This window comes from Alsobacter sp. KACC 23698 (genome assembly GCF_045348435.1).
GTDB lineage: Bacteria > Pseudomonadota > Alphaproteobacteria > Rhizobiales > Beijerinckiaceae > Alsobacter.
Window position 1 is genome coordinate 1,278,697 of record NZ_CP157484.1, and the last position, 23,981, is coordinate 1,302,677.

Genomic DNA, 23,981 nt, shown 5'->3' on the forward strand with positions numbered 1-23,981 from the left:
GCTGGTCGATACCAAGCCCGACATCGCTCTGGTCGAGAAAGGCCGGCTTGGCCGAGGAGGGCGTGGCTGCCGGGATCAGCACGCTTTGGCGGTTCTTTCGCCGCCACGGGCTGACACTCAAAAAGCCGGCGCATGCCTCGCAACAGGACCGGCCGGACATCCTGAGACTCAGGCAGGCCTGGTTTGACGACCAACTGGATCTCGAGCTGAAGCGCGCTCGTCTCCATCGACGAGGACCTTAGCGACGACCAAGATGACCCGAGCCAGGGGAAGAGCCCCGCGTGGCCAGCGCCTGAGCGTGCCGCATGGGAAAGCTACCGGTCACATCAGCCGGCGAATTGGGGTTTGGCAGTGGACAGATTGCAGCATTATCTTCGAATGAAATGGTAACTTCGCTGAAGGATCCGTTTCATTTGAGGCGTATTCCGCTCGAATATCCGGCCGAAAACGAAACTGTACGCGAAAATCACGCTCAAAACTAACGCGCCCCAGGCCAGCGGCTGCCAGCCAATTGGCTGGAGTTCAAGCGCGACCGAGCGCCGACCGCTGGTAATTGCGAGGAAGAAGTGTAGCATAGGCACATGAACAAGATACAAGCTGTAGGAGTAATTGGCCAAACGCTTGTATTCTGCCGCCCCTGGAATCGGAGTTTGCATTTGAGAGTTGCGGGTCGATAGCAGCGCAATGCAGATAGTAAATCCAAGTATTTGACTTGTAAAAATTCCAAAAAGTGGGGTCATTGTCGGATAAATTATCGCGATTGAGAGAGCGACCAACCATGCTAACACAGGCTTGACGATCAACCTGATGCGCAATACGCGGGTGGACGCCCCCATTAACCAGATGATGAAGCTGCTTGCGAAGCTATGATTTTTTGCCATCATTAAAACGATTGTAAAAATTGTCACCACTGACATAATAACTGCAATGCGCTTGGAATTCATCCAGAATAAAGAAAGCAAAAACGGCCAAAGAATATAAAACCAAACTTCAAACGCGAGACTCCAAAGCGGGATATTACTGCCCAGCGTCGGGGAAACGAAGCCCTGCAGGCTTAATATATTCGCCAGAAATGTAGTTGACTGATAACTAGCAGGGGTCTCGCCGCCAGCAGTGCTTAATCCAAGAGCGGATACACGATAGACGTCAAGCGCATAACCAATGATAAGGGCCGGCAGCAGTACGACGTATATTCTTGAAGCTCGATTTATAAAATAGCGCTGTACATTGAACACTCCCTTGCGTATTTCAATCACGGTACTTCCCCCTACTAAAAAACCGCTCAGAACAAAAAAGCAAATCACTGCTTGGGCACCGCAATCGGTGACGATATAAAACCAATGTAGCCATGCGCTGCGCAGTTCATTTAGAATCATTGGTTCTTGGACTATTACGTTGAGTCGTACATGGTACAGTAAAACGAGAACTGCCGAGGCCCAACGTGTCAGGTCTAAAACGCTCGAAAGTCTTTTGCTTATTAACGAGTCCTTCAAAGCAGATGTATACCACGGGGTCATTTTGGTGGTCTCCAAAATAAATGAAAGATCACGATCCGAAGCGCGCCTCACGATGCCGCCGCATTTTATTCACCCATTGTCATAGTGGCAAGCTACCTCACTTGAGGATTCATGCGGGCCCACTCCTTAGGCGAGACCTGACGGATGCCTTGGTCGAGGGGATCACGACGGCGGAGTTTCGGAGGCGACCGCGGGTCGTGTCCCACGGAGTGGTGTAGCTGGCCTGGCCGGTACAGCGTCCTCGGGCAGAGCCGAGTCTGTCAGGCCGCCGCGATGGGCAGGATGGCGGTGGGATTATCGCCGGGAGGAGCGATGGTTTCCAGACGCTATGGGGCGTGGACCGGACCATGGCAGGCTGGCGCCCTTCGAGACGATGGAGACGCCCATGCTGCATCCATTCACGGCCAACCGCGCGACGGCGGCCTTCGTTTAAGAGAGCACGCTTGTCGTCGTCATTGAGATGAGCCAATCCACTTGGCCTGTCGGCGGCTCGCTTCCCGGAGTCCAACGTCAGCCGCTGAAGAAGCTCGAACCTGATCCCGACTGCCTCTTTTCGGTTGTAAATCGTTGACGCGACGAGTGTCGGGAATGTGGGCATGACATCGAGCTCCTCGTTATCGCATATGAGGCCGGGCGGTATGGGTTCTGGCTGGTGCGGTGGCTAGACGCCAAGGCGCGGAGGCGCACGTCATCCACGCGAGCAGTGTGGCTGTGTTACGGGACCGTCGCCGCGCCAAGACGGATCGGCTTGACGTCGCTCGTCTGCGGCGGGTCCTGCTAGAATAGGGTCGCTTCGCGGCGAACGTGGCCATTGCACCAGGGCGATGACGCCTTCGATCGAGGATGAAGACGACCCGACCGCGGCTCCTGCCCATCGCGGCTGAGCGTTCAGGCATTCTCCCCGGAGCTTGCCGTACAAGCACCTGATGTGGGCATTGTCCGTCGGCCTCCAGCGGCAGGTAAGGCGCGCCGTGCTCTGGCCGTGATCTGTTGAGAGCAGCGCTGAGGAGGCGGCGCAGTACATAGAGCGCCAGGCGCTGAGCCGGAACTTAAGAGTGACATTCTCTCCGCGGATCCTATTCACATTTGGGGCAGTTCGTCGAGGTCGGATGATCGAGGCCCCCCAGCCTGGTCGCGCGGGTTTGAGCGGGTAGCTCGCCGCTTGCGGCGCGGAGGCCTTGGCCGGCCTGTCTCCTCGGCTTTATCACTGGTCGGAGAACGTGATGATGGTGGCCGACTTAGACGAAGGTGGCGCCGCCCAGTTGGCCGCGGGGGCATATACGGGCCTGTTAACGCTGATTTGTGCGGTGGCGTTGATTGTATTAGTAAAAGCCCGTACCCCAAAGTAGCGGAGTTTTCTGCCGCTACATTCAAACACACAATAAATAATAAATTTTGCATAAATCCATCAGACGGAAACCTAAATCTATCAGACAAACGCATTAAATTCATTATTGGAGGTCGTTTTTAGGCGGATTAAGGCTCACCCTGCGTTGACAAGCGCCGGGACTGATGCGACCCAATAATCTCTCTGTCTTGTTCCGCGATCTGGGTGGGCGCAATGGTTGCAGCAAATCGGTTTCACCTGCTGGGCATGCCTGTCGATCCAATTATTCCGAAGAGCCTTATCTCTATAATAGCAAACGCTATCGACACCCGCGAGCAAGTCACAATAGCAAGTATTAATCTGCATGGCCTGTACTGTGCGCTTCGTGATCCAGAAATGTCTCAACTCTGGAAGTGCAGTTCGACTTTAGTCCACATCGATGGAATGCCTATCGTCTGGGCTGCGAAGTTGCTTGGCGAAAATGTCACAACTGAGTCGAGGATGGGCCATATCGATATTATGCCAATAATCTTTCGTTACTTGGCCGCAAACGGAAAACGCCTTATGTACGTTGGCTCGACGGAAGAAGCGTTGAATCTCGGGGTCGCCAAAATTAAAAATATGGAACCATCACTGCAGATTGCGGGATACCACGGGCACTTTGACTTGAGCGACCTCGAAGGGGAACACCAACGCTCAATACTTAAGGCTGTCAAAGAATGGAAGCCTGATATATTGTTGGTCGGGATGGGAATGCCTCGGCAAGAGAAATGGATACAAAGGAATAAAGAGGCGCTTGACGTTCCGGTCCTGATGCCTTGTGGTGGCTTCCTCGATCTTCTAGCAGGATCTCAGCCTGTCGTTCCCCGATGGATTGGACGGATCGGATTCGAATGGGCCTACAGACTCGCGTGCAGCCCTCGGCGACTGTTCTTTCGATATTGCATTGAACCATTTTGGCTCGCTGCTTTTGCGATTATGCACATTAAGATGCACGATCGGTCGATGGCTGACACCAGAGCTTCCTTAGGACATCAGAGACATTCATCTGTATTGTAGATAGCTGACCGAGGCCCGCCGAGCTGGTCACGGTTGGGGAGCCGGATATCCAAGGCACCGAACACGGCCGGCGCTCCCGAAAACCGCCTAGGTCGCGACACTGATTCGCGGCGCGGCGGAGGTCGAGTAGATGTTTGCTCCCGGCAATTGGTAGTGCGGATTGGCAGTAAACAGAGATGTGCTTTCGTCCCAGGCTTTGCAGATTGCTTCGTAGGGCGTCAGGCCGCGAAGTGCCGTGAGCCGACGGGCGTAGTTGTAGGCCGCGACGAAGTCTGACAGGGGCTTGCTGAGCTGGCCACGGGTGTCTTACTAGAAGCGCTTCATCGTGTGGTCTGCGCGCCGGGTTTGTCGGAGGCTCCAACTCCTGAGAAGGTGGAGCTATGACGAGCAAGACGACGAACAAGTTCTCGCCTGAGGAGCGGTCCCGCGCGGTGCGGATGGTGCTGGACCACGAGGGGAGCATCCGTCCCGCTGGGCCGCAATCATGTCGATTTCGGGCAAGATCGGCTGCACGGCGCAGGCGCTGAACGAATGGGTCAAGAAGGCCGAGGTCGACAGTGGCCGTAAGCCCGGCCTGACCACGGACATGGCGGCCAAGCTCAAGACGCTAGAGCGCGAGAACCGGGAGCTTCGACAGGCCAACGAGATCCTGCGCAAGGCATCGGCGTATTTTGCCCAGGCGGAGCTCGACCGCCCGTTCAAGCGATGATCGCGTTCATCGACGATCACCGTCGAGCCTATGGGGTCGAGCCAATCTGCAAGGTGCTGCCGATCGCCCCGTCAACTTACCATGCCCATGTCTCGCGGCGTGCCGATCCGACCAAACTCTCGATCCGGGCGAGGCGCGATGCCGACCTGTTGCCGGAGATCCAGCGGGTCTTTGACGAGAACTTCGAGGTTCATGGCGTCCGCAAGGTCTGGCGGCAGATGAAGCGAGAAGGGCTCCAACTCGCTCGCTGCACCGTGGCGCGCCTGATGAGAAGCGCGGGTCTGCACGGTGTTGTCCGCGGTAAGGCCATGCGCACCACCGTGGCCGACAAGGCGGCGCCGTGCCCGCTCGATCATGTGAACCGGGTTTTCCGTGCGCCGGCGCCAAACATGCTTTGGCTCTCGGACTTCACCCATGTCAGCACCTGGTCGGGCTACGACTATGTCGCTTTCGTCATCGACGCCTATGCCCGTCGCATCGTCGGCTGGCGCGTATCCCGGACCGCACACGCCAGCTTCGTGCTCGACGCGCTGGAGCAGGCCCTGCATGAGCGACGCCCCGTCAATCGCGGCGGCCTTGTGCACCATTCCGACCGGGGTTCTCGATACATCAGCATTCGATACACCGAGCGCCTCGCCGAGGCCGGTATCGAGCCCTCCGTCGGCAGCGTCGGCGACACTTACGACAACGCTCTTCACCGAGACGATTACGGCCTCTACAAGGCGGAGCTCATCCACCGACGCGGACCTTGGCGAAGCTTCGAGGCCGTCGAGTTCGCCACGCTGACCTGGGTCGACTGGTTCAACAATCGCCGGCTGCTGGAGCCTATCGGCAACATCCCGCCGGCCGAGGCCGAGGTACGCTACTACGCCATGCTGGACGAGCCAGCCATGGCGGCCTGATTCAAACGAAATGGCCTCCGGGAAACCCGGAGCGGTTAACTTCACCGGCCGCATGCGCAACGATGCGGCACCGCGCTTACAAAACGTGGGCGGCCTGTAGGCCGCGATTCTAACCGCATCGATCGCAGGGGAGAGTGATGCGGCGCAAACGGTCCATTTTCTGGGGACCGGATCAGAGACTAGATTCCATGGCGAAAATTCGATAAATGAGCCCTGGCGAGAACGTTTATCTGCTATAGAGGTTTTCCTGGTGAAGAAGAAGTGCTCCCCGTTTCGATCGTACATCGGCGTCTGCCGGTGCACCTAGCATTGACCTGGGGATACGCCCATGCCCGAGACCTTAGCGAAGATGGAAGTGATAACCGGGATCGCTTTCCGTGGCAGTTCACGACCGAGCAGAAGCTCGCCGTCATGGCCGAGGCCATGCGACCCGGCATGTCGATTCGGCTATGTTGCCCGTCGTCGTGGGCGATTGCCCGGCCTCGGATGGAGGCAATTGATGAGCGAAGGCGGCAAGGACGCCGTTTGCGTTGACGTCGCGGGCGCCAGTGAGGTGCGGCGCGTTGACGAGCGCGTGCGCGATCTCGAACGCATTCTCGGGCGCAAGACCTTGGAGGCGCTCGACCTTGCGCGGAAACAAGCGATTTCGCTGCCGAGCTCTGCGCCTAGGGACGGTCCCCATGAAAGCGGTTTCCGACACGCTCGGGGTCGCCCGATTCAACATCGCCGAACGCATTCGGGGACGATCGAAGCGAATCTCTCGAACCCGGGAGGGGGACTTGGACCCAAGCGCAGAACTCCGGTGCTTGGTGGATGCCCGGCCAACCTATGGGTGCCGGCGGACCGCCGCGCTCCTCAGGCGCGAGCGGCGATTCACGGGCTTGCTGTCTGTCAACGCCAAGCGCGTGTACCGGCTTAGGAACAAGCATGGGCTCCAACTGGCACGATACGCGGGCTGGCGGCATGCCCGCGAGCACGACGGCCAGGGCCCCATCCTTTACTTTGATGTCCGCTTGTGCTCCGGCGTCCTGGAGTTCACCTGTTGGAACGGCGAGGCCGTCCGCTTGGCCTTCGTTCTCGACTGCCATGACGGGGAGGTGATTGGCTGGACGGCGACGACAGACGGGCAATCGGGCGAGATAATCAGGGACATGATGGTCCATTGCGTCGAGGCTCGCTTCGGCAGCTGCCGCGCGCTCCATCGCTTACGGTGGCTGAGTGACAATGGGTGGGTTTATGCAATCGCCCAAACCATCGGAATTGCTTTCGACCTGAACTTGGATCCCTGCTACACCCCAGTCGAGAGCCCGGAGAGTAACGGCCACGCCGGGGCGTTCGTGAAAACGATTAGGCGTGACTATTTCCGCGTAATCCCGAACGCCGAAGCCGCGTTCGCAGCAATCTCCCTCTGGATGGGCGACTACAACGACGTCCATCCGCATAGCCGGCCCGAATACGGCTCCCATTGGGAGTATATCCGGGCCTTGTCTCAGCCCGCCGCGTGTCCGGTCTGACGGGGTCAACTCCAGAATGGCACTTCCATGTTGCTATCAATAGGGATAAAGGCGTTGAACGAGCAACGTCGGATTGCGAATTCGATTGCGAGCGCCTTGCAAGTAGCAAATAAATTCAGCGGAGAGGTGATCCTCGCTGACTGCGCCTCTACAGACCAAACAGTCCAAATTGCGTCTTCTTATCCAATCCGGATAGTTCGTATGGCAGCTCCTGAGGAACGTTCATGTGGCGCGGGAGCGCAATTGGCATACCAGGAATCAAAAGGTCAGTTCTTCTATCTAATGGATGGAGATATGGTACTGAATTCAGATGCGGCGGAGAGATTTATGGAATTTCTTAACAAAAACCCAGAGTACGCCGGAGTGGGCGGACGTACAAAGGAGCTTGTCTTAACAACCCACGAATTCCGAATCCGGGCGAAATCCGAGGAGATGCGGCAGTGCACGTCCTCAATCGACGTTGACAGATTGGACGGCGGTGGGTTGTACAGGAGAGCCGCAATTGAAAGTGTTGGGTACTTCGCTGATCAAAATCTCAAAGCTTTCGAAGAATTTGAACTTGGAGCGAGACTGCTTACAAATGGATGGAAGCTCGCGCGGCTCGATGTGACCGCAGTCGAACATTTCGGCCACGATGTCCCCAGTTATTCCCTTCTCTGGACCCGGTTCGTATCAGGATACGCGTGTGGTGCCGGTCAGGTATTCCGAGCCAGCATAGGAAAGGCAACGTTCCTAAGGGTTGTAAAGAACTTAGCCCATATTAAATATAGTTTAGCGGTCTGTTCTGCTAGCCTAACATCGGCCTTTATCGCGGCACTTTACCCTTGGTCCGGTCTCGCGTTCGTAATAGCCATGCTCGGATCAGGAATCATCCTACTTAGCTTTCGCCGCCAGTCCCTGAGACTTGGGGTTTTCTCTTTGGTAGCATGGATCCTTGGATCGATAGCCTTCCTACGAGGAGCCTTGTGGCCTCGCCAGGATCCCTTTCGGGTTATCCAGCATGAGGCGATCGCAACGAAGCGCACCGAAGATCTCAAACCTATGAGCGGCACCTGTGATAGGTAGTCACGCATTCTGGACCGTTTTAGGCTTTGCTACATCACTCCTGATACGGCTTGGTACAAGTGTTATCGTATCGAGGATCCTCTACCCAGACGCGCTAGGCGTGATGGTCATTCTGAATAGCCTACGTACTGGTATCGAGTTGCTCTCAGACATAGGCATCGAGCAGAATATTGTCCATCATAAGGGAGGACTTGCCCCAGCGTTTTACGACACAGCATTCACTCTTCAGATCATAAGAGGAATCCTGCTGAGCTTCCTATTTGTGGTAGCATCTATTCCCCTGAGTAGAGTTTATTCAGTCGACGTAAAGTTTTTTTTCGCAATGAGCGTGGTTCCCTTCGTCAATTCGTTAACCTCTACCGCCGTTTTCGCCGCCGTGAAAACTCTCGATGTCAGGCGACGTAACTTGTTCGAGGTATCGTCTGAATTTTTGGCATCCATTTGTGCCATTGTCTTCGCCATTGCAATGAAGTCTGTCTGGTCTTTGATATTTGCTGCAATCGTGGGCACCGCAATCCGAGCTTTTCTCAGTTATTTTCTCCCGTTCCGGATCCCGAAGCTCAGACTGGTCCACTCCCACGTCACCGAAATTTTGAGCTTTGGCCGGTGGATCGTATTTGCCTCACTGCTTTCATATCTCGCCTCTAATGTCGATCGACTGATCATCGGAAGCGTCGATGGACTCACAGCGCTTGGAGTGTACGGACTCGCTCGGACGATTGCGGATCTCCCCGCTTCACTCGCAGGGCGTGTTGCTTACCAGCTACTCTTCCCTCATCTCTCGCGGCACCGTGATCCGGATGGGTCGGAATACGTATTCCGATGGCAGATGATGCTCCAGTTTGGCTCAGCGATCTTCATAGCCATTGCGTGCTCTTGGGCAGATTTTGTGATCCGGTGTGTATACGATCAGAGATATGGCGATGCAGCCTGGATGTTGAGCATTTTGCTATTTGGAGCGTGGTTTAATGTCGTTGCGACGTTGAACGAGGCGTCCTTGCTTTCGGCCGGGGTTCCGAGCAATATGGGTGCCGCAAGCGCTACCAAGCTGGGAGTACTGTTGAGTACAATCTTCGTGCTCCACAACATTTTTGGACTTGAGGGTGCGGTAATGGCGATAGCAGTTTCCGAAATTTGTCGATCTCTCTTGATTGCCGTTCGAATAAAAAAAATTGAGCCACGCCTCTTTCTCCCCACCGTGGCTGCTCACGTGATATTTTGCTCATCACTCCTGGCGCAACTAGGGATCCGGCACTTGTTCGGACTAGGGACGCCTCTGTCCGCAATTCAGGGAATTCGGTCTTGGTAAGGCAGCAGCAGCGGACCCTCTTTGTTCAATTTCGCGGTGACTACAGAGAGGCACACCGGCTGGCCGAGGAGGGATCGGAAACATACTATGGACACCGGTACGTATTAGCGACAATGGATAAGTTAGCGCAATTTTGTGACGCGGTAGCTGTCGTGTGTGTGAATTCTCCGTCGAAACACGATGTGGTACTCAGTTCGGGGGTGCGACTGGTAGGGCTTGGCGAGAACAACGATGATCGGGGGGCGTGTGCACTTTCCTGGATTGAAACGTTCGCGCCGACACAAATAGTTGTGTTAGGACCACTAACACCCATATTGAAGTGGGCTGTGCGCAGGCGTTTGCGCACACTGTGTGTATTTGCCGATTCTTTTGAAATCTCGTGGGCCAGGCGGCTTCTGAGATATGGACGCCTCACTTCTCTACTAAACGATCCCTCAGTTGAAATGATAGCCAATCACGGGAGTGCGGCGTGCAAATCGCTCGCGCGTATCGGTGTAATAAAGTCAAAAATTGTCGCGTGGGATTGGCCCCAAGACAGAACCCCGGACCATTATCGACCAAAGAAAAGCTTCGGCGCAGTCTTTAAGCTCCTTTTCGTCGGCTCGGTTATCGAGAGCAAAGGGGTGGGAGACGTAGTGCGGGCACTGCCAATCCTGGTAAACAGGGATATCCCAATCGAAGTGACCTTTGTAGGAGACGGTCAGATCGCCGAATATGAAGCGCTCGCGGCACGGCTTAATGTCGGTGGGCACGTGCAATTCGTTGGGCGTATATCCAATTCAGAGGTGTTCGGGTTTATGCTCAATACTGACGCTGTTGTCGTGCCGAGCAGGCACTCCTCCCCGGAAGGACTTCCGCTCACTATCTATGAAGCACTCTGCTCCAGAACGCCGATCATATGCTCTGATCATCCAATGTTTGTCCCGTATTTGGTTGATGGGCGTAGTGCGCTGGTCTTCAGATCTGGCGATCCCGCGGACTTGGCTGCTTCGGTTGAGCGTTTGTATGAAAATAATTATCTCTATCAGAGGCTGTCTGAGAACTCGAGCGAGGCTTGGTCGGGGATCCAGGTTCGGACCAAATGGGGCGAGCTTGTTACAAGTTGGGTTCGAGGCAATAAAGACGACAAATCTAAGCTGAACGAAATACGCTTGCGCGGCTTTTGATGTTGTCAAGCGCTCGGAGTATGCACCGGACCGGTATGCCGCCCAAGTTGGGCTCAGGTCTTCAATGGCGAACCGACCGAACGGCCCGCCCGCGCACTGCCCTGCAAGGCGACGGCGTAGCTCAATACAGAGAATGCCTCAGTGCCGCCGCCGATGGTCGACTCAATACAGGAGGCTACTCCGTTTACCATTCAAAGCCAGTACTTATCTTGGTGCCAATAAGGTAGTTGAGGGCCGTCTTCCAATCAATCACCCCCACAAGGGCTTCAGCTGCATCGTTTCGCAGGAAAGTGACGTAATTACCGGCGCGCCGAATCGTGAAGGTGAGACCGGGGCGTGGAGCAGAAACCTATCTCAAACAAGGCAGAGCCGCTGTTTCCTCCACGCTGTCGTGTAGCGTCGGTTAGCCAAAGCTTCGCGAGAGTCGGGCAACTGCAGGGCCCAACTCCAAGTAGAGTCAGTAAATCCGCTCGGCGTTGACAACCCAGCCCTCGCGCCTCAACAGCGGGTGGACGGACGATCGGCTACGCTACCCCGACCAGTTCCGCCGATCGCTCGTTTCTCCCACCGCGCCACACAGCGCAAAACCCGCCGAGGCTCTAGGTCACCGACTCATAAACCTCATCCAAATTTTTACTGCGGCGAGCTTCACGAGGGCGAGGTAGTTGGCGTCGTGCTATTCGAAGCGGGTCGCCACAGCGCGAAAGTGTTTGATCTTGTTGAAGAACCGCTCAACGAGATTGCGGAAGCGATAGAGGAAGCGGCTGAACGCGGGGACGTTCTTGCGGTTTGGCATTGGCTTGACGTTGGCCCAAGCGCCGCGCTCGACCAACGAGCGCCGGAGTCCGTCGCTGTCGTATCCGCGATCCGCAAGCAGGATCTGGCCTTCTCCCATTCCGTCCAGCATGCCGACGGCGCTTCGCCCGTCATGAGCTTGGCCCTCCGTCAATTTCAGCTGGATCGGCAGGCCATTGGCGTCGACCAGGGCATGGATTTTCGTGGTCAGTCCGCCTCGCGAGCGCCCCATGCATCGGGTGTGAGGCTCGTCCCCAAGGGCGGCGTCCGCTTCCGCGAGGCCCCCTTTTTGACGTTGGCGGCATGCTGATGCACGCGCACCGATGAGCTGCTCCCCGTCGTTGGACCGCCTCGCTGGGCCGCTCCAAGGTCTTTCAGGTCAGGGTGGGCCATGGACCGCTGACCGATTCAGGAGCGTGATCGGGGGCTTGTCGCCGATCGCGCTGTGTGGGCGCTCCTCGTTGTCGTGCCTGCGCCAATCCTCCATTTTTCGGCGGGCGTCTTCAAGCGACATGAACCAGTGGGCGTTGAGGCACTCCGCCCGGAACTTGCCGTTCAGGCTCTCGATGAAGGCGTTGTCGGTCGGCTTGCCTGGTCGGGAGAAGTCGAGCGTCACCCCACGCTGGTAGGCCCACAGATCGAGATCCCGCGAGACGAACGCCGTGCCCTGGTCGACGCGGATCATCTTCGGAAAGCCGACCTGGCGCCCGACCTTTTCGAGCACCTCGACCACGTCGGCAGCCCGGAACGAGAACCTCGGCTCGAGAGCCGGCGAGAAGCGCGTGAACTTGTCGACGATGGTCAGGACCCGGATCTTGCGCCCCGTGGCGAGCTGGTCGTGCACGAAGTCCATCGCCAAGGTTTCGTTGGCCTGGACGGCTGGACGCCGGTCCTCCCGCAGCTTCGCCTGCACCCGACGCATGGGCGCCTTGTTGCGCAACTGCAGGCCCAACTCCTTGTAGAGCCTGTAGATCCGCTTGGCGCGTTGACCACCCAGCCCTCGCGCCGCAGAAGCACGTGGATGCGGCGGTAGCCGTAGCGCACGCGCGTCTCGGCGATCTCCTTGATGCGCTTGACGAGGGCGGCCTGCGAGTGGCGCTTGCTCTTGTAGCAGTAGGTCGACTTCTCGAACCGGGTGACCGCGCAGGCCCGCCTGACGCTGACCTTCCATGTCCCCCGGATCTCGTCGACGAGCAGGCGCCGCCGCGCAGGCCTCAGAGCTTTCGGGACAACACGTCCTGGAGCATGGCCTTGTCGAGCGACAGGTCGGCGACGGGCTTCTTGAGATTGCCGTTCTCCTCTTCCAGCACCCGCAGCCGCTTCATCTCCGACGGCATCAGGCCGGCGTACTTCCTGCGCCAGCCATAGAACGTCGCGTCGGAAATCCCGGCCTTGCGGCAGACCTCCGCCACCGGCGCGCCTTCCTCGGCCTGCTTCAGGATGAAGGCGATCCGCGCCTCCGTGAACTTGGACCTCTTCATCGCTATCTCCGTCGCCGGCCCGGGCTGCAAAACTGGAATTTTCCAGCTTTCGGCGGTCCAGAAAACGGGAAGCAGGTCACCGACGAAGAGTCGATCATCTGCAAGTCGCCATCATAGCCAGCGGAAACGACGTGGAAGATCCGCTCCCACACCCCCAGTTTTCCGCCACCGAACAAAGCGGTTGTAGCAGGTCGTCGCCGGGCCGTAGCGCTCGGGGATGTCGGCCCAGGGCGCGCCCGTCCGCAGGCGCCAGTAGATCCCATTCAGCACCTTGCGATCATCCGCCCGGGGAACGCCGCGCGGCTTGTTCGGCAGCAAAGGCTCGATGATCGACCACTCAAAGTCGGTCAGTTCGTAACGGCGCTGCCTCATTCGGGTCCCTCCAAGGAGCTTGAATCAGCATTCACCGCTGAATGGAATCCCTTTGTATGAGTTTACGACCTAATCGACGCTAACTAGATAGATATCCAGTGGCAGGTCAGGTTCTATTGACCTTCCCTCCGCCAGAGTTGCCTCTGCCTCCGTGAAGTGCTCCCCGTTTCGACCGGACACCGGCGTCAGCCGGAGGACCTAGGCATAGACCTAGGGATACGCCTATGTCTGAGACCTTCTCGAAGGTGGAAGTGATCACCGGGATCGCTCGCCGTCGGCGCTTCACGACCGAGCAGAAGCTCGCCGTTGTGGCCAAAACGATGCAACCCGGCATGTCGATCAGCTATGTTGCCCGTCGTCATGGGCTTTCGCCAGCCTCGTATTCCGATGTAGGCAGTTGATGAGCGAAGGCGGCAAGGAAGCCGTTCGCGTTGACGACGGCGTCGTGGGCGTAAGTGAGGTGCGACGCCTTGAGGAGCGCGTGCGCGATCTCGAACGCATGCTCGGGCGCAAGACCCTGGAAGTCGAAATCCTGAAGGAGGCGCTCGACCTCGCACGGGCAAAAAAAGCGACCTCGCTGTCGAGCTCTGAGCCCGGGGACGGTTCCCGATGAAAGCGGTTTCCGACACGCTCGGGGTCGCCCGGTCCAACATCGCCGAACGCGTTCGGGGGCGGCCGCAGCGAAGCCCCCAAACCCGGGAGGGGGATGTGGAGCTCAGCGCCGAAATCCGGCGCCTGGTGGATGCCCGGCCAACCTATGGGTACCGGCAGATCGCCGCGCTCCTCAAGCGCGGGCGGCGATCCACCGGCTTGCCGCCGGTCAACGCCAAGCGGGTGTACCGGCTCATGAAGAAGCTTGGGCTCCTGCTGGCGCGACACACGGGCCGGCGGCATGCCCGAGAGCACGACGGTCAAGTCGCCACCCTTCACTCGAATGTCCGCTGGTGCTCCGACGGCCTGGAGTTCACCTGTTGGACTGGCGAGGTCGTCCGCGTGGCCTTCGTTCTCGACTGCCATGACCGGGAGGTGATTGGCTGGACGGCGACGACAGCCGGGCTATCGGGAGAGATGATCCAGGACATGATGGTCCATTGCGTCGAGGCTCGCTTCGACAGCCCGCGTGCGCCCCATCGCGTGCAGTGGCTGAGTGATAATGGATCGATCTATGCGGCCGCCAAGACCATCAGTATCGCCCTCGCCCTAAACCTGGATCCCTGCTTCACTCCGGTCGAGAGCCCGGAGAGTAACGGCGTCGCCGAAGCGTACGTGAAAACGTTCAAGCGTGACTATGTCCGCGTGAACCCGATACCGAACGGCAAAGCCGCGCTCGCCGCAGTCCCCCTCTGGATGGCCGACTACAACGATGTCCATCCGCATAGCCGGCTCGGATACCGCTCCCCTCGGGAGTATATCCGGGCCATGTCACAGCCTGCCGCGTGTCCGGTCTGACGGGGTCAACTCCACTCCGTCATTAGGGCGCGGTAAAAGAACAACAAAAAATGAAAAGATAGCACCTACGAAGGTACCGACGAGAAGAAATATATGGCCGCGAGGATATGTTGCACGAAGCGGGATCGCCGCAGGTTGTATCACCCGAACGGACGTGAATTTTGCCGCCTGAAGAGCCGTGGTAATCTGCTCGTCGACGGTTCGTTTCGAGTACGTTTCAACGTTTAACGTGGCTAGCGCCAGCTCACGTCTGAGGCGCTCAAATTCACCAGCCTTTGCTGAAAGGCCCCTTAGTTCAGTGTCAATGCCCTGTAACTCTGCCTGTTGCTGAGTTTGGAGGCGCTGAAGTCCAGTCAGCTCGCCGTTTACACGAAATAAGAGCACAATGGACTCTTGGTAGACCTTTACCATAAGTAGCGGTGGGTCGTCGCTAACAGACGATTTGTACTCAGTTGAGGGCGAGCCAGTTCTAGAGCGCGAACCGGATGGCGTACGGTCGTCGGAACCTAGTGAGTCAACCAAACCCGATACAAAAGGGGAACTCGTAACTGGCTTCAGACGCCTCAACTGAGATACGAGCTCGTCCTTCTGACCGCCCTTTTCAGCCAACTGACTTCTTGTGGCGGTCAATGAGGCGGATATGTCAGACCGCCTTTTCAACAGCAGCGACCTCTCTTCCGAAATCGAGTAGGTCGCCTCCCTGCGCATAAACTTGTCTAAGGCAGCGGCGCTTTTCTCCAACTCGGCTTCGAAAGCAGCCTTTTGATCGCGGAAAAAGTCCACGGCTCCCGGTCGGCTAAAAAGTTCGATTTGCCTATCGACAAACGCTTCCGCCAGCGAGTTCGCGAACGATGCGGCTACGGACGGATTTTCGTGAACAAAGGCAATGCTGATAACATCGGTATTAGGTTCTACTCGCACTGTTACAGACTTGCTTATTTGTGCCACGGCGGCGTCCATCTGTGTTATGGGCTGCGAGGGCTCTGTGGACTGAACCTGCCCCGCCCAGCGCCGTACTAGGCCGCCCAGACTCTGTCTGTCAGTCGCCGGCGTAAGGGTCTGAATTCGACTTATTCCAAATTTTCGGATTGCGGATCGTACCACGTCGTCGCTTTCAGCGATCCGCGCTTGCGATCGGGCAATCTCGGGTGACATGCTCAACGGGCCAGACGAGTGTCCGGGGTCGGACTGTCCAATTAAGAGGGTCGTATATGCCTCATATCTCGGACTAACCGCGATGTACAAAAACGAAGCGCCGATTAACGGAGCTAAAAATGCACCTAACGCTCGCCACTTTCGCATCCTAAGGGCAGAGAACAACCACCTGATGTCTCGCTCTGGTGTAACGTGGTCGGCGGACCCGAAACTATCCACTGAAGCTCTCCGCTTTGCCACACATTTGTAAGATAAGTCGTGCGATCCTGCAAGCCAGTGGTGATGCCGTCATTTTCGTGCGGGGTATAGTGGCAGACATACGGCCAAGCTGTTTTGATATCTGTAGCTACGTGATCGCGCCCTTTTTCGACTTTTATATCTCAGTCGCAGTCCTTGACAACGGACGAACGCTAAAGCCAGACTGGGTTTGCAAAAACCGCTTATGGGCAGATTGCTGAGGTCTACCGTGAGATCGGAACCGCCGTTCAAGCCGGTGGAGTTGACCTCGCCAGGCCGGGCACGCGGGGCTGGCATCGCCCCCGCCGTGGACCTGATTCCTGCTTCAGCCCCATCGAGAGAGCGTAGTTCAGCAGCATCGCCGAAATCTGGACCGGAAACGTTGGATCGCGCAATGCTTTGACGGGTATCTAGCGTCCACTGAACGCTGGCCTTATTATCGTACTGTATAGCGCACGAGGAAACGTTTTGCGAGCTAAATCCGAGCAATTCAAAAATCAGAACTCTGAACCGATGTCCCGAGCGGCAGAACCCAGAGGAGTGCGTAACGCGTCACAGACTGAATGGATATTCATTTTGATTCTTTTCTGCTCCTGGCTCGGTACAAGGTTCGGCGGTTCCGACGAAGTGGGAGGCGGAGGAAGTCTATTTAGACAAGTAATGTATCTCGTTATACTTCTTGTTCTCTTAGGGGACGCAGGAACGCACCGGGACCTTCGTCGTATGCTCGTCTTACCCTTTTCCATAACTCTCACTCTAGGATGGTGTTGGCTCAGCGTCACATGGGCGATTGTGCCCGGCGTTTCGATTCGCAGAATTGCATTAACCACGATCGTCGTGTGGTGCATTTTTGCAATCATCTCTCGCTGTGATACAAAAAGGCTTCTAGACGCGTTCCGGGTAGCGCTCGTAACATTGCTGGTAATCAACTTGGTAGTTGTGGCCGTATTTCCCGGAGTTGGGATCCATCAGGGTTTCGAGGGCGGAGATCCAAAGTTGGTGGACAATTGGCGTGGCGTATTGATTGAGAAGAATATTGCGGGCGCAATTAGCGCTATTACGATCATTCTGTTCATATTTGATGCCGGACACATTAGACTGGCGGTGAGGGCCCTCGTGCTCTCCGTCGCGTTCGTTTTTCTTTACTTTACTAAATCAAAAACATCACTGGGGTTGTTAGGTCCCGTCACCGTCGCTGGATGGCTTCTCCTACCGTACCGGATTGATTACAAGCTCCTAGTCTCGATCGGAATCGTAATGAGCTGCTTAGGTATTGTTCTCGTCGGATACATTTACCTCACAGATTTGATGCCCTATCTTCAAGCTGATGACACTTTGACCGGAAGGGTTCTAATCTGGCCAGCCCTGGTTTCTTACTGGCAAGAAAACTGGATTCTCGGTGCGGGTTTTGGTTCTTTCTGGGACATTGGGTCCGATAGCCCGATTTACAGGTATACGGCAAGCTGGGTTACACAAGTTGGCAATGGGCACAACGGATACCTCGATCTAATGGCCCAGCTTGGGACGCCTGGTATTTTTCTAGCAGTGAGTTCACTGCTAATTATCCCCTTTTCCAAGCTGCTATCGTTAAGGGGAATCGATCCTTGCGCGCGGTCGTTGTACGTTGCAATGCTGATTTTTTGTGCCGCCCACAATCTCAATGAGAGCAGTATGCTCGATCGGGACTCTCCTATGAACATCATTCTATTTGTGACGGTTGCGCTGGTCTGGAGGCAGTCGGCACTTAGACTCGGTCGTGCAGACCAGGAGGCTTCTCGAATCACATGACGTCTGAAGGGCAGCGGTGTTTTTCTGCAACGGCCCTTTTTCCCGAGCGCCTCCGTGACGACCTCAGAGGTCGGTCGCAGTCATGATCAACGATGAACTGCGGTCACGCGGCACCCTGCTCCTGGCAATACAAGGTGACCTAAAATTGTTTGGCTGCTCCGCGCGACTTGGCATTCGGCCCTCAAAATCCTGACAACTAATTGAGAACGGAGGAAAACTAGCCGTAATTGGGCCCGATAGAGCATAACGAAGCAGTGCAAAGTCAGACCTGCCGCGCCCGGCCAGTTTTGCCCTCAGCCACGGGCGGCGTCCTCGTGGAGACGCGCTTGCTGTGTCTGATCCAGAGGCGGAGGGCTCCGATGATGGCGAAGCGGAGCAAGCTCTGGGATGTCTTGTCATAGCGGGTCGAGATGCGGCGTGACTGCTTGAGTTTGTTGAAGCAGCGCTCGATGTGGTTGCGGAGCGCGTAGACGATTCCGTCGACCGGGGCTTGGACGATGCGGTTGCGCTTGTACGGAATGACAGGCTCGGCCCTTCGCTTCCGAAGGTCGTCGCGAATGGCGTCGCTGTCGTAGCGCTTGTCGGCTGACGTTGCCCCCTGAAATGACCCCGCTCAGAAGCTAGGATCCGTCGAGAGTGAGCTGCTCCCCGTCGTTGGACCGCCTCGCTGGGCCGTCTTGGAGTGGCGCGTCTCGATGCACACGGCCGGATAGCCACCGTCGCGTAGGCCGAAGTAGATCCACTGCGACAGTGGCCCAGCCTCTAGACCCACCCGCTCGAAGGGGGCGGACAACTCCGCGAGCCGGATCATGATTGCTACAGGGCCCGAGGCTTTCTTCGCCTCAAGCACGATGCGGCCATCCGTGTCGACCACGCAGATGCTGGTAGTCTCCAGCGATATGTCGAGACCGGCGTAAAGCAAAGACATGGCACGCTCCCTCTTGAGAAACCGGAAGCATGAGCGCAAACGCGGGCCGAGCCCAAGCCCCGATTACCCCATCTGAACGAGCATCTGTTCCGCGGCTTGCCGATGGCGCGGCGGATCATCGAAGCTTGGCGGATCGACTACAACGGCCACCGACCTCACACGAGCCTCGGCGGCCTCACCCCGAACGAGTTCGCAGCCCGGTCCAAACAGGACCACAACCAGAACGGATTCTGGTTATGAACGAGGGCATTCGGGGGGGCAAGGTCGCCGCGATCAGGACCTTCGGTGGTGGCCGCGCCTGGCCCATCACTGGGCCGTAGCTCTTTGTATCGGAGGTCTCGCCCGGCGGCAGGACGAGCCCGACAGGCAGGCCGAGGCCGTTCGGGGGTGGATTTGGTCGTGAGGCCACCTCGCGAACGGCCGATATCGTGGCCGCCAGGGGGCCCGGAGAATCCCCCTTTTTTGCGCCCGCCGAGTGCTGGTGGGCGCGCACGATGGTGCTGTCGATCATTTGTACCGTCTCTTGGCCCTCGCCGCTTTCATTGAGCGCCTCAGGGATTACGTCCCAAACGCCCGCGGTCGTCCGCCGTCGAAATTGCCGGTAGACAGTGCTCCACTTGCCGAAGCGCGCGTCGAGGTCGCGCCACGGCGCGCCGGTGCGGGCGATCCAAATGATTGCATCAAGGATGAGGCGGTGATCGGTCGGAGGGCGACCACTGCGAGCGCCGGTGCGCACCAGAAACGGCGCGAAGAACGCCCACTCTTCGTCCGACATCAGCCCGCGCACGCCGCCGCTCCCCGCAAAGAGCAGCTTTGAATCAGCCCTCAGGCGATTTGGGAATCCCTTTTGTCAACACGGCCTAAAGGTGGCCGTGGCAATCCAAAACTGGCGCCGAAGCGTTCGGCTTTAGCGATGCAAGACGCCCAGGAGGCTCAAATACGCCTTGACCATCCCAAGATCCCCTGAACTTTCGTGGCGCAACTGGTGTGTTAGCTTGCGATACTCGTCACGTAAGGCGGACGACTCAGCCAGCCGAGCCAACGTGCAAGACATGTCATTGACATCGTGTGGATCGCAGACCAAACCAGCAATCGCGCCGGATGCAAGCCTAAGTACTTCCGTTTGGCTCGTAATATTACTTGCGATAATAGGTAGACCGGCCTGCACCGCTTCAAGCAGCGCGATGCTGCGCCCCTCGAATAAGCTTGGCTGAAAGAACACGTCCGAAGCTGAGAGTATGTCGGCCACTTTATCCCGTTCGACGTTACCAAGAAGCTTAACCCTGTGACTACATGCTAATTGCCTCGCAGTTGCAACTGCTTCCTGCAAAAGGGGGCCGTCGCCAGCGATAACCAAAAATACATTTGGAACTGCAGCGATCGCGCGAATGGAGTTCAATATATTTTTTTGATCAGTTAATCTGCCGACCATTGTGAAAACAGTGGCATCCGTACTTATGCCGTAGTGAGCCCTTGTCCGCGATTTATGGGGCTCACGGGAAAACCGGCGCACCTCATTGAGAATCACCGAGATTCTTTTTCGATACCAGGAAGGGTACCGCCTGAAAGAATCCTTTGCAGCAACGGAAACACAAACAACGTTAGAATATACGCCCAGAGTACCGAGGATCAAGTCGAGTACCCTGAGTGGAAATCTTTGGCTTGAACTCGGGCCGTGGTGGGTAGCGACTCGCTTAGGAATCCTGTTCAATGCTGCGCAGATGCAACCAACGACGTTGGCCACGGGCAACACTGTGAGAATTGCCCTCGGTTTCTGCTGACGAAGCTCAAGGTAAAGAGAAATTATAGCCATCAGCCTGCGAGCAGGTCCATCTCCCGTCTGAAGAACGTTTTGACCCGCGCCGGACGATCGATTCTCCGAATTGTACAAACAGATCACATTCACAGAAAAGCCAAGCTCATTCGCATCTCGTCTTAAATCGTCGATTACGACCAATGTTCCTCCGAGAGAGTTATGGGTAGTTAAAATCAGAAAATCTGTGGCCCTTGAAGTTTGTTCCATCATTACGTGCCTTCGTCAGTGGTGGATACGTCTCGCATCGCGATTTCATGCGGTTCAACCGGCCAACATCACGCCCATAACACCTAAGTGCCTCAGAGGCAAATTGCAAAGTAGTCAATCAAGTCAGCCCAGAGGACAAGGCGCTGCATCTCGATGATCGTCTGTTGATCCGACATCTGCTCGCGACGACTAGCTCAGAAAAGTAAATCAGGTTTGTACACGAACGGTATCATGCATGTGAGCGACGCCATTTGATTGGTCGGCAGGTATGCACGTCCCGGCCCTGGCTACGACCAGGATAGTTGGGGAGATCGACCGCGATAAGCCTCCCTTTTACGGCCGAAACCCTGCACCTTTGTGCCATTCCTAATAGGCGTGAACGGGCGCGTGTGCTAGATCCTCGCGGAAATTCGATGCAAAACCTGCATTCGACAAAAAGCAAGGTTCCGCCTTGGGGAATGAATTCGCATGGGAATCGCCGATCTGATCGCCGATTGGATGCATTCGAGCTTGATTAAGTCCTGCATCCGCGTTTTAAGGAATGTCAGTACCTAGTCGGCGGAACGCGGGAATTCACCGCTAACCAGTTCACCTACGAGTTCAGCTACTGGACGCCCTATGTCGGGCTGGCTGAACGACGGATCGCCGATCGGCGTCGGCGCCTATGCCCCGCTGCAAGGCTTTGGTTCTCTGCGCTCGGTCGTCCTGAAGGTCGGAAGCGATATCCCCAGCGCCGTTTTTGTCTTCGCCGCGATCGATTCTGTCGGGCCGATGCGGTTGCGGAACGCGTAGGCGAATCCTTCGACCGGTGCTTGGACGATGCGGTTGCGCTTGTACGGAATGACGGGCTCGGCCCTGCGCTTCCGAAGGTCGTCGCGAATGGCGCCGCTGTCGTAGCCCTTGTCGGCGATCAGCACCTTCGGTGGTGGCCCCGCCTGGCCCATCAATAGGCCGTCGCCCTTTGTATCGGGGGTCTCGCCCGGCGTCAGGACGAGCCCGACCGGCAGGCCGAGGCCGTTCGGGGGTGGATTTGGTCGTGAGGCCACCTCGCGAACGGCCGATATCATGGCCGCCAGGAGGCCCGGAGAATCCCCCTTTTTCGCGCCCGCCGAGTGCTGGTGGGCGCGCACGATGGTGCTGTCGATCATTTGCACCGTCTCTTGGCCCTCGCCGCTTTTGTTGAGCGCCTCAAGGATTACGTCCCAAACGCCCGCGGTCGTCCATCGTCGAAACTGCCGGTAGGCTGTGCTCCACTTGCCGAAGCGCGCGTCGAGGTCGCGCCACGGCGCGCCGGTGCGGGCGATCCAAATGATTGCATCAAGGATGAGGCGGTGATCGGTCGGAGGGCGACCACTGCGAGCGCCGGTGCGCACCAGAAACGGCGCGAAGAACGCCCACTCTTCGTCCGACATCAGCCCGCACACGCCGCCGCTCCCCGCAAAGAGCAGCTTTGAATCAGCCCTCAGGCGATTTGGGAATCCCCTTTAGTCAACACGGCCTAAGTCTCTGCCCCTTCTATTTAAGGTTATCCCCGCTCAGTATTCCTCCCGGTCTGGCGTTCCACCAAACGTCAGGTATTTTAGCCGAAGCCCGTTTGGTTGCCCGGGTGATAATGCGGACCGGCGGAACGAGCTTGAACACAATAGCTCTGTTGCTGCGTGAAAAAGCTCAATTGGAAGTGGGTAAATAACTATGGGACTTCGCAGCTGGCTGGCCGATTGGTTACATTCGCGCGTAGTCTCGTCTTGCTTCCACGATATTGCGATTGTTTACCGGCATTTAGACGAGGGGTGCCTTCCGCCGGAGGCCATCGCTCTGGGATTCAAAGGAGCGCTTGCGACATTTTCTGCCGAGCCCGTGGACGTCGAACCGGCTCAGATCACATCGGAAATCCGACACCTCGATACCGAGTGGCGAACCGTCATCGCGGACCATTATAGCAACACGGCATGCAATCTCACAAAGGACCACCCAGCATACGCGTGTGCTTATCAGATGCTGGCCACGTGGATCAAACTGGTCGACTTGGACGAGCGGTCCCGCGACGGGCGGGGGCGAGTTACGGATGCTATCCTGCGCCGCGGTGCGGATGCGATTGAAAATTGCGAGGAGGCGTTCCGGCTGACCTTCCGTCTTGCGCTTCGCAACAACGCCATCGCGGGCGACGCCGAGAGGGACCTCCGCGTCGCCTAAGCCGATCTACGGTGCGCCGAAGAAGGCGCACCACGCAGCCGCCTTGAGGAGCCGTTACCTGAAGGTTACTGGCGCACCTCGGTTTTGAGGGTCTCATCTCAGAAGCCAGTCCGTTGATCGTGGCGCTTGGTGCTGCATGGACAAGCATACCCTCCAGGCAGCAATCTCGAATGCGTCGGAGCCGGCGCGTGCGGGGCCGACTGGCACGCGCCGGCACCGGGTCTCCAACCCTGGGCCGGCGCGCCATTACGGTGCAAGGAGCGAACGCGCCACTCCCTGCTCGCCCCACCTCGACCCAAACATTGGTCCGCGCCGTCGCGCGTCCTGGGGATAGATAGCGCGGCGCACGAGACAGGGCTGCGGATCGCGGCGTTTCGGCTTAAAAACATTCCGGAGTGCAATCCGCGTCCAAGTCGGTCTCCGACACGGACATGTCCAACCGCGCTATGCAGGGCGGCCCCAACGGTCGAACGGCGTTCGACATGGTGGAGATTGCACCCTTGACCCGACCCCCTCGCCATCCCTGCGGCGCTGCGGCCGCAAACCCGAAGATCAGGCCCAAACGAGCGGCCAGCGACGGCGTCGGCGCTCGCCCGAAGCGCAGCGCCAGGGAAGCGGGCGGCGCGGCTCTGGACGCTCTGGACGCGCTGCTTCCGCCCTTGCCGTTGCTGCCGGGCGAAAGCCAGGCCTCCTACGACGCCCTGCGCCCGTGTCCTGTCGAATTGAAGCCCGTCACGACCACCGAGCGCGTCTACGCCCAGGAGTTAATCGACGAGGTCTGGCGTTGGCGCCGCCTCGGCGCCGCGCGTCGCGGCGATTGGGAACGAGGCCCGCGATCTCGTCGAACTGCATCTGCTGCAAGCGCTACCACCCGACCGCGACTGCGGCCCCGATCCGGCCCGGCGCGAAGCCGAGGCCGCGGCCCTGGCCGCCGCCTGGTGGCGGCGAGCCCGACGCCGCCGCCCGCGTCGCGGCGCTGTTCGGTGCCGACC

The 23,981-nt window shown here is 57.6% G+C and carries 13 protein-coding genes, 6 pseudogenes and 1 other annotated feature; of the genes and pseudogenes, 10 read left to right on the forward strand and 9 right to left on the reverse strand.

All coding sequences use genetic code 11. The features are described 5' to 3' along the window. Nucleotides 1-368: 368 nt before the first annotated feature. Nucleotides 369-1,517: an acyltransferase family protein gene (locus ABEG18_RS05905; RefSeq protein WP_406857169.1), complete on the reverse strand. Its 1,149-nt coding sequence runs from the start codon at nt 1,515-1,517 to the stop codon at nt 369-371. A gap of 1,561 nt (nt 1,518-3,078) precedes the next feature. Between ABEG18_RS05905 and ABEG18_RS05910 the strand changes: the two genes are divergently transcribed. The 6 genes and pseudogenes from ABEG18_RS05910 (at nt 3,079) to ABEG18_RS05935 (ending at nt 10,568) form a co-directional block, all read left to right on the forward strand. Next, on the forward strand, nt 3,079-3,903 hold the full coding sequence (locus ABEG18_RS05910; protein WP_406857170.1) for a WecB/TagA/CpsF family glycosyltransferase: 825 nt from the start codon (nt 3,079-3,081) through the stop codon (nt 3,901-3,903). A 380-nt stretch (nt 3,904-4,283) separates the two neighbouring features. Further along, nucleotides 4,284-5,514: pseudogene (locus ABEG18_RS05915) on the forward strand (IS3 family transposase). Further along, nucleotides 4,567-4,683: a sequence feature (AL1L pseudoknot), on the forward strand. (Overlaps the previous pseudogene by 117 nt.) A 680-nt stretch (nt 5,515-6,194) precedes the next feature. After that, the gene (locus ABEG18_RS05920; protein ID WP_406857171.1) at nt 6,195-7,028 is read left to right on the forward strand and encodes an IS3 family transposase; all 834 of its coding nucleotides are present in this window, start codon (nt 6,195-6,197) and stop codon (nt 7,026-7,028) included. 27 nt (nt 7,029-7,055) lie between these two features. Next, the gene (locus ABEG18_RS05925) at nt 7,056-8,093 is read left to right on the forward strand and encodes a glycosyltransferase (RefSeq protein WP_406857172.1); all 1,038 of its coding nucleotides are present in this window, start codon (nt 7,056-7,058) and stop codon (nt 8,091-8,093) included. Next, complete coding sequence (locus tag ABEG18_RS05930) at nt 8,083-9,402, forward strand: oligosaccharide flippase family protein (RefSeq protein WP_406857173.1); 1,320 nt, start codon at nt 8,083-8,085, stop codon at nt 9,400-9,402. Before ABEG18_RS05925 ends, ABEG18_RS05930 begins: the two co-directional genes overlap by 11 nt. 443 nt (nt 9,403-9,845) lie before the next feature. Next, the gene (locus tag ABEG18_RS05935) at nt 9,846-10,568 is read left to right on the forward strand and encodes a glycosyltransferase (protein ID WP_406857174.1); all 723 of its coding nucleotides are present in this window, start codon (nt 9,846-9,848) and stop codon (nt 10,566-10,568) included. A 679-nt stretch (nt 10,569-11,247) separates the two neighbouring features. Here the strand turns inward: ABEG18_RS05935 and ABEG18_RS05940 are convergent. The 3 pseudogenes from ABEG18_RS05940 to ABEG18_RS05950 form a co-directional block, all read right to left on the reverse strand. Further along, nucleotides 11,248-11,693, reverse strand: a pseudogene (locus tag ABEG18_RS05940) (IS5 family transposase); the annotation flags it as partial. A 49-nt stretch (nt 11,694-11,742) separates the two neighbouring features. Continuing rightward, nucleotides 11,743-12,844 (reverse strand): annotated as a pseudogene (locus ABEG18_RS05945) (IS3 family transposase). A gap of 8 nt (nt 12,845-12,852) precedes the next feature. Then, nucleotides 12,853-13,216 (reverse strand): annotated as a pseudogene (locus ABEG18_RS05950) (IS5 family transposase); the annotation flags it as partial. A gap of 224 nt (nt 13,217-13,440) precedes the next feature. Between ABEG18_RS05950 and ABEG18_RS05955 the strand changes: the two are divergent. Then, a pseudogene (locus ABEG18_RS05955) lies at nt 13,441-14,665 on the forward strand (IS3 family transposase). On the opposite strand, the gene ABEG18_RS05960 reads toward ABEG18_RS05955, so the two are convergent. Next, nucleotides 14,639-15,625 (reverse strand): GumC family protein, encoded by a 987-nt coding sequence (locus ABEG18_RS05960; RefSeq protein ID WP_406857175.1) that lies wholly within the window; start codon nt 15,623-15,625, stop codon nt 14,639-14,641. The pseudogene ABEG18_RS05955 and the gene ABEG18_RS05960 overlap by 27 nt on opposite strands. Nucleotides 15,626-17,056: 1,431 nt before the next feature. On the opposite strand from ABEG18_RS05960, the gene ABEG18_RS05965 reads away from it, so the two are divergent. After that, entirely contained in the window at nt 17,057-17,845 is a 789-nt protein-coding gene (locus ABEG18_RS05965) for an O-antigen ligase family protein (RefSeq protein WP_406858540.1), read from the forward strand. A 613-nt stretch (nt 17,846-18,458) separates the two neighbouring features. Here the strand turns inward: ABEG18_RS05965 and ABEG18_RS05970 are convergent. Further along, complete coding sequence (locus ABEG18_RS05970; protein WP_406857176.1) at nt 18,459-18,773, reverse strand: hypothetical protein; 315 nt, start codon at nt 18,771-18,773, stop codon at nt 18,459-18,461. Nucleotides 18,774-18,845: 72 nt separating this feature from the next. On the opposite strand from ABEG18_RS05970, the pseudogene ABEG18_RS05975 reads away from it, so the two are divergent. Beyond that, a pseudogene (locus ABEG18_RS05975) lies at nt 18,846-19,013 on the forward strand (integrase core domain-containing protein); the annotation flags it as partial. Here the strand turns inward: ABEG18_RS05975 and ABEG18_RS05980 are convergent. From ABEG18_RS05980 to ABEG18_RS05990, 3 genes are all read right to left on the reverse strand, one after another. Further along, nucleotides 18,949-19,560, reverse strand: a complete 612-nt coding sequence (locus ABEG18_RS05980; protein ID WP_406857177.1) for an IS5 family transposase — start codon at nt 19,558-19,560, stop codon at nt 18,949-18,951. The pseudogene ABEG18_RS05975 and the gene ABEG18_RS05980 sit on opposite strands and share 65 nt — an antisense overlap. A 120-nt stretch (nt 19,561-19,680) precedes the next feature. Continuing rightward, nucleotides 19,681-20,799: a glycosyltransferase family 4 protein gene (locus ABEG18_RS05985; protein WP_406857178.1), complete on the reverse strand. Its 1,119-nt coding sequence runs from the start codon at nt 20,797-20,799 to the stop codon at nt 19,681-19,683. Nucleotides 20,800-21,458: 659 nt separating this feature from the next. Beyond that, nucleotides 21,459-22,208, reverse strand: coding sequence for an IS5 family transposase (locus tag ABEG18_RS05990; protein WP_406857179.1), 750 nt, complete (start codon nt 22,206-22,208; stop codon nt 21,459-21,461). A 583-nt stretch (nt 22,209-22,791) separates the two neighbouring features. Between ABEG18_RS05990 and ABEG18_RS05995 the strand changes: the two genes are divergently transcribed. Beyond that, nucleotides 22,792-22,989 carry a hypothetical protein gene (locus ABEG18_RS05995; RefSeq protein WP_406857180.1) on the forward strand — a complete coding sequence of 66 codons (198 nt, stop codon included), beginning with the start codon at nt 22,792-22,794 and terminating at the stop codon, nt 22,987-22,989. The last annotated feature ends 992 nt before the right edge of the window (nt 22,990-23,981 follow it).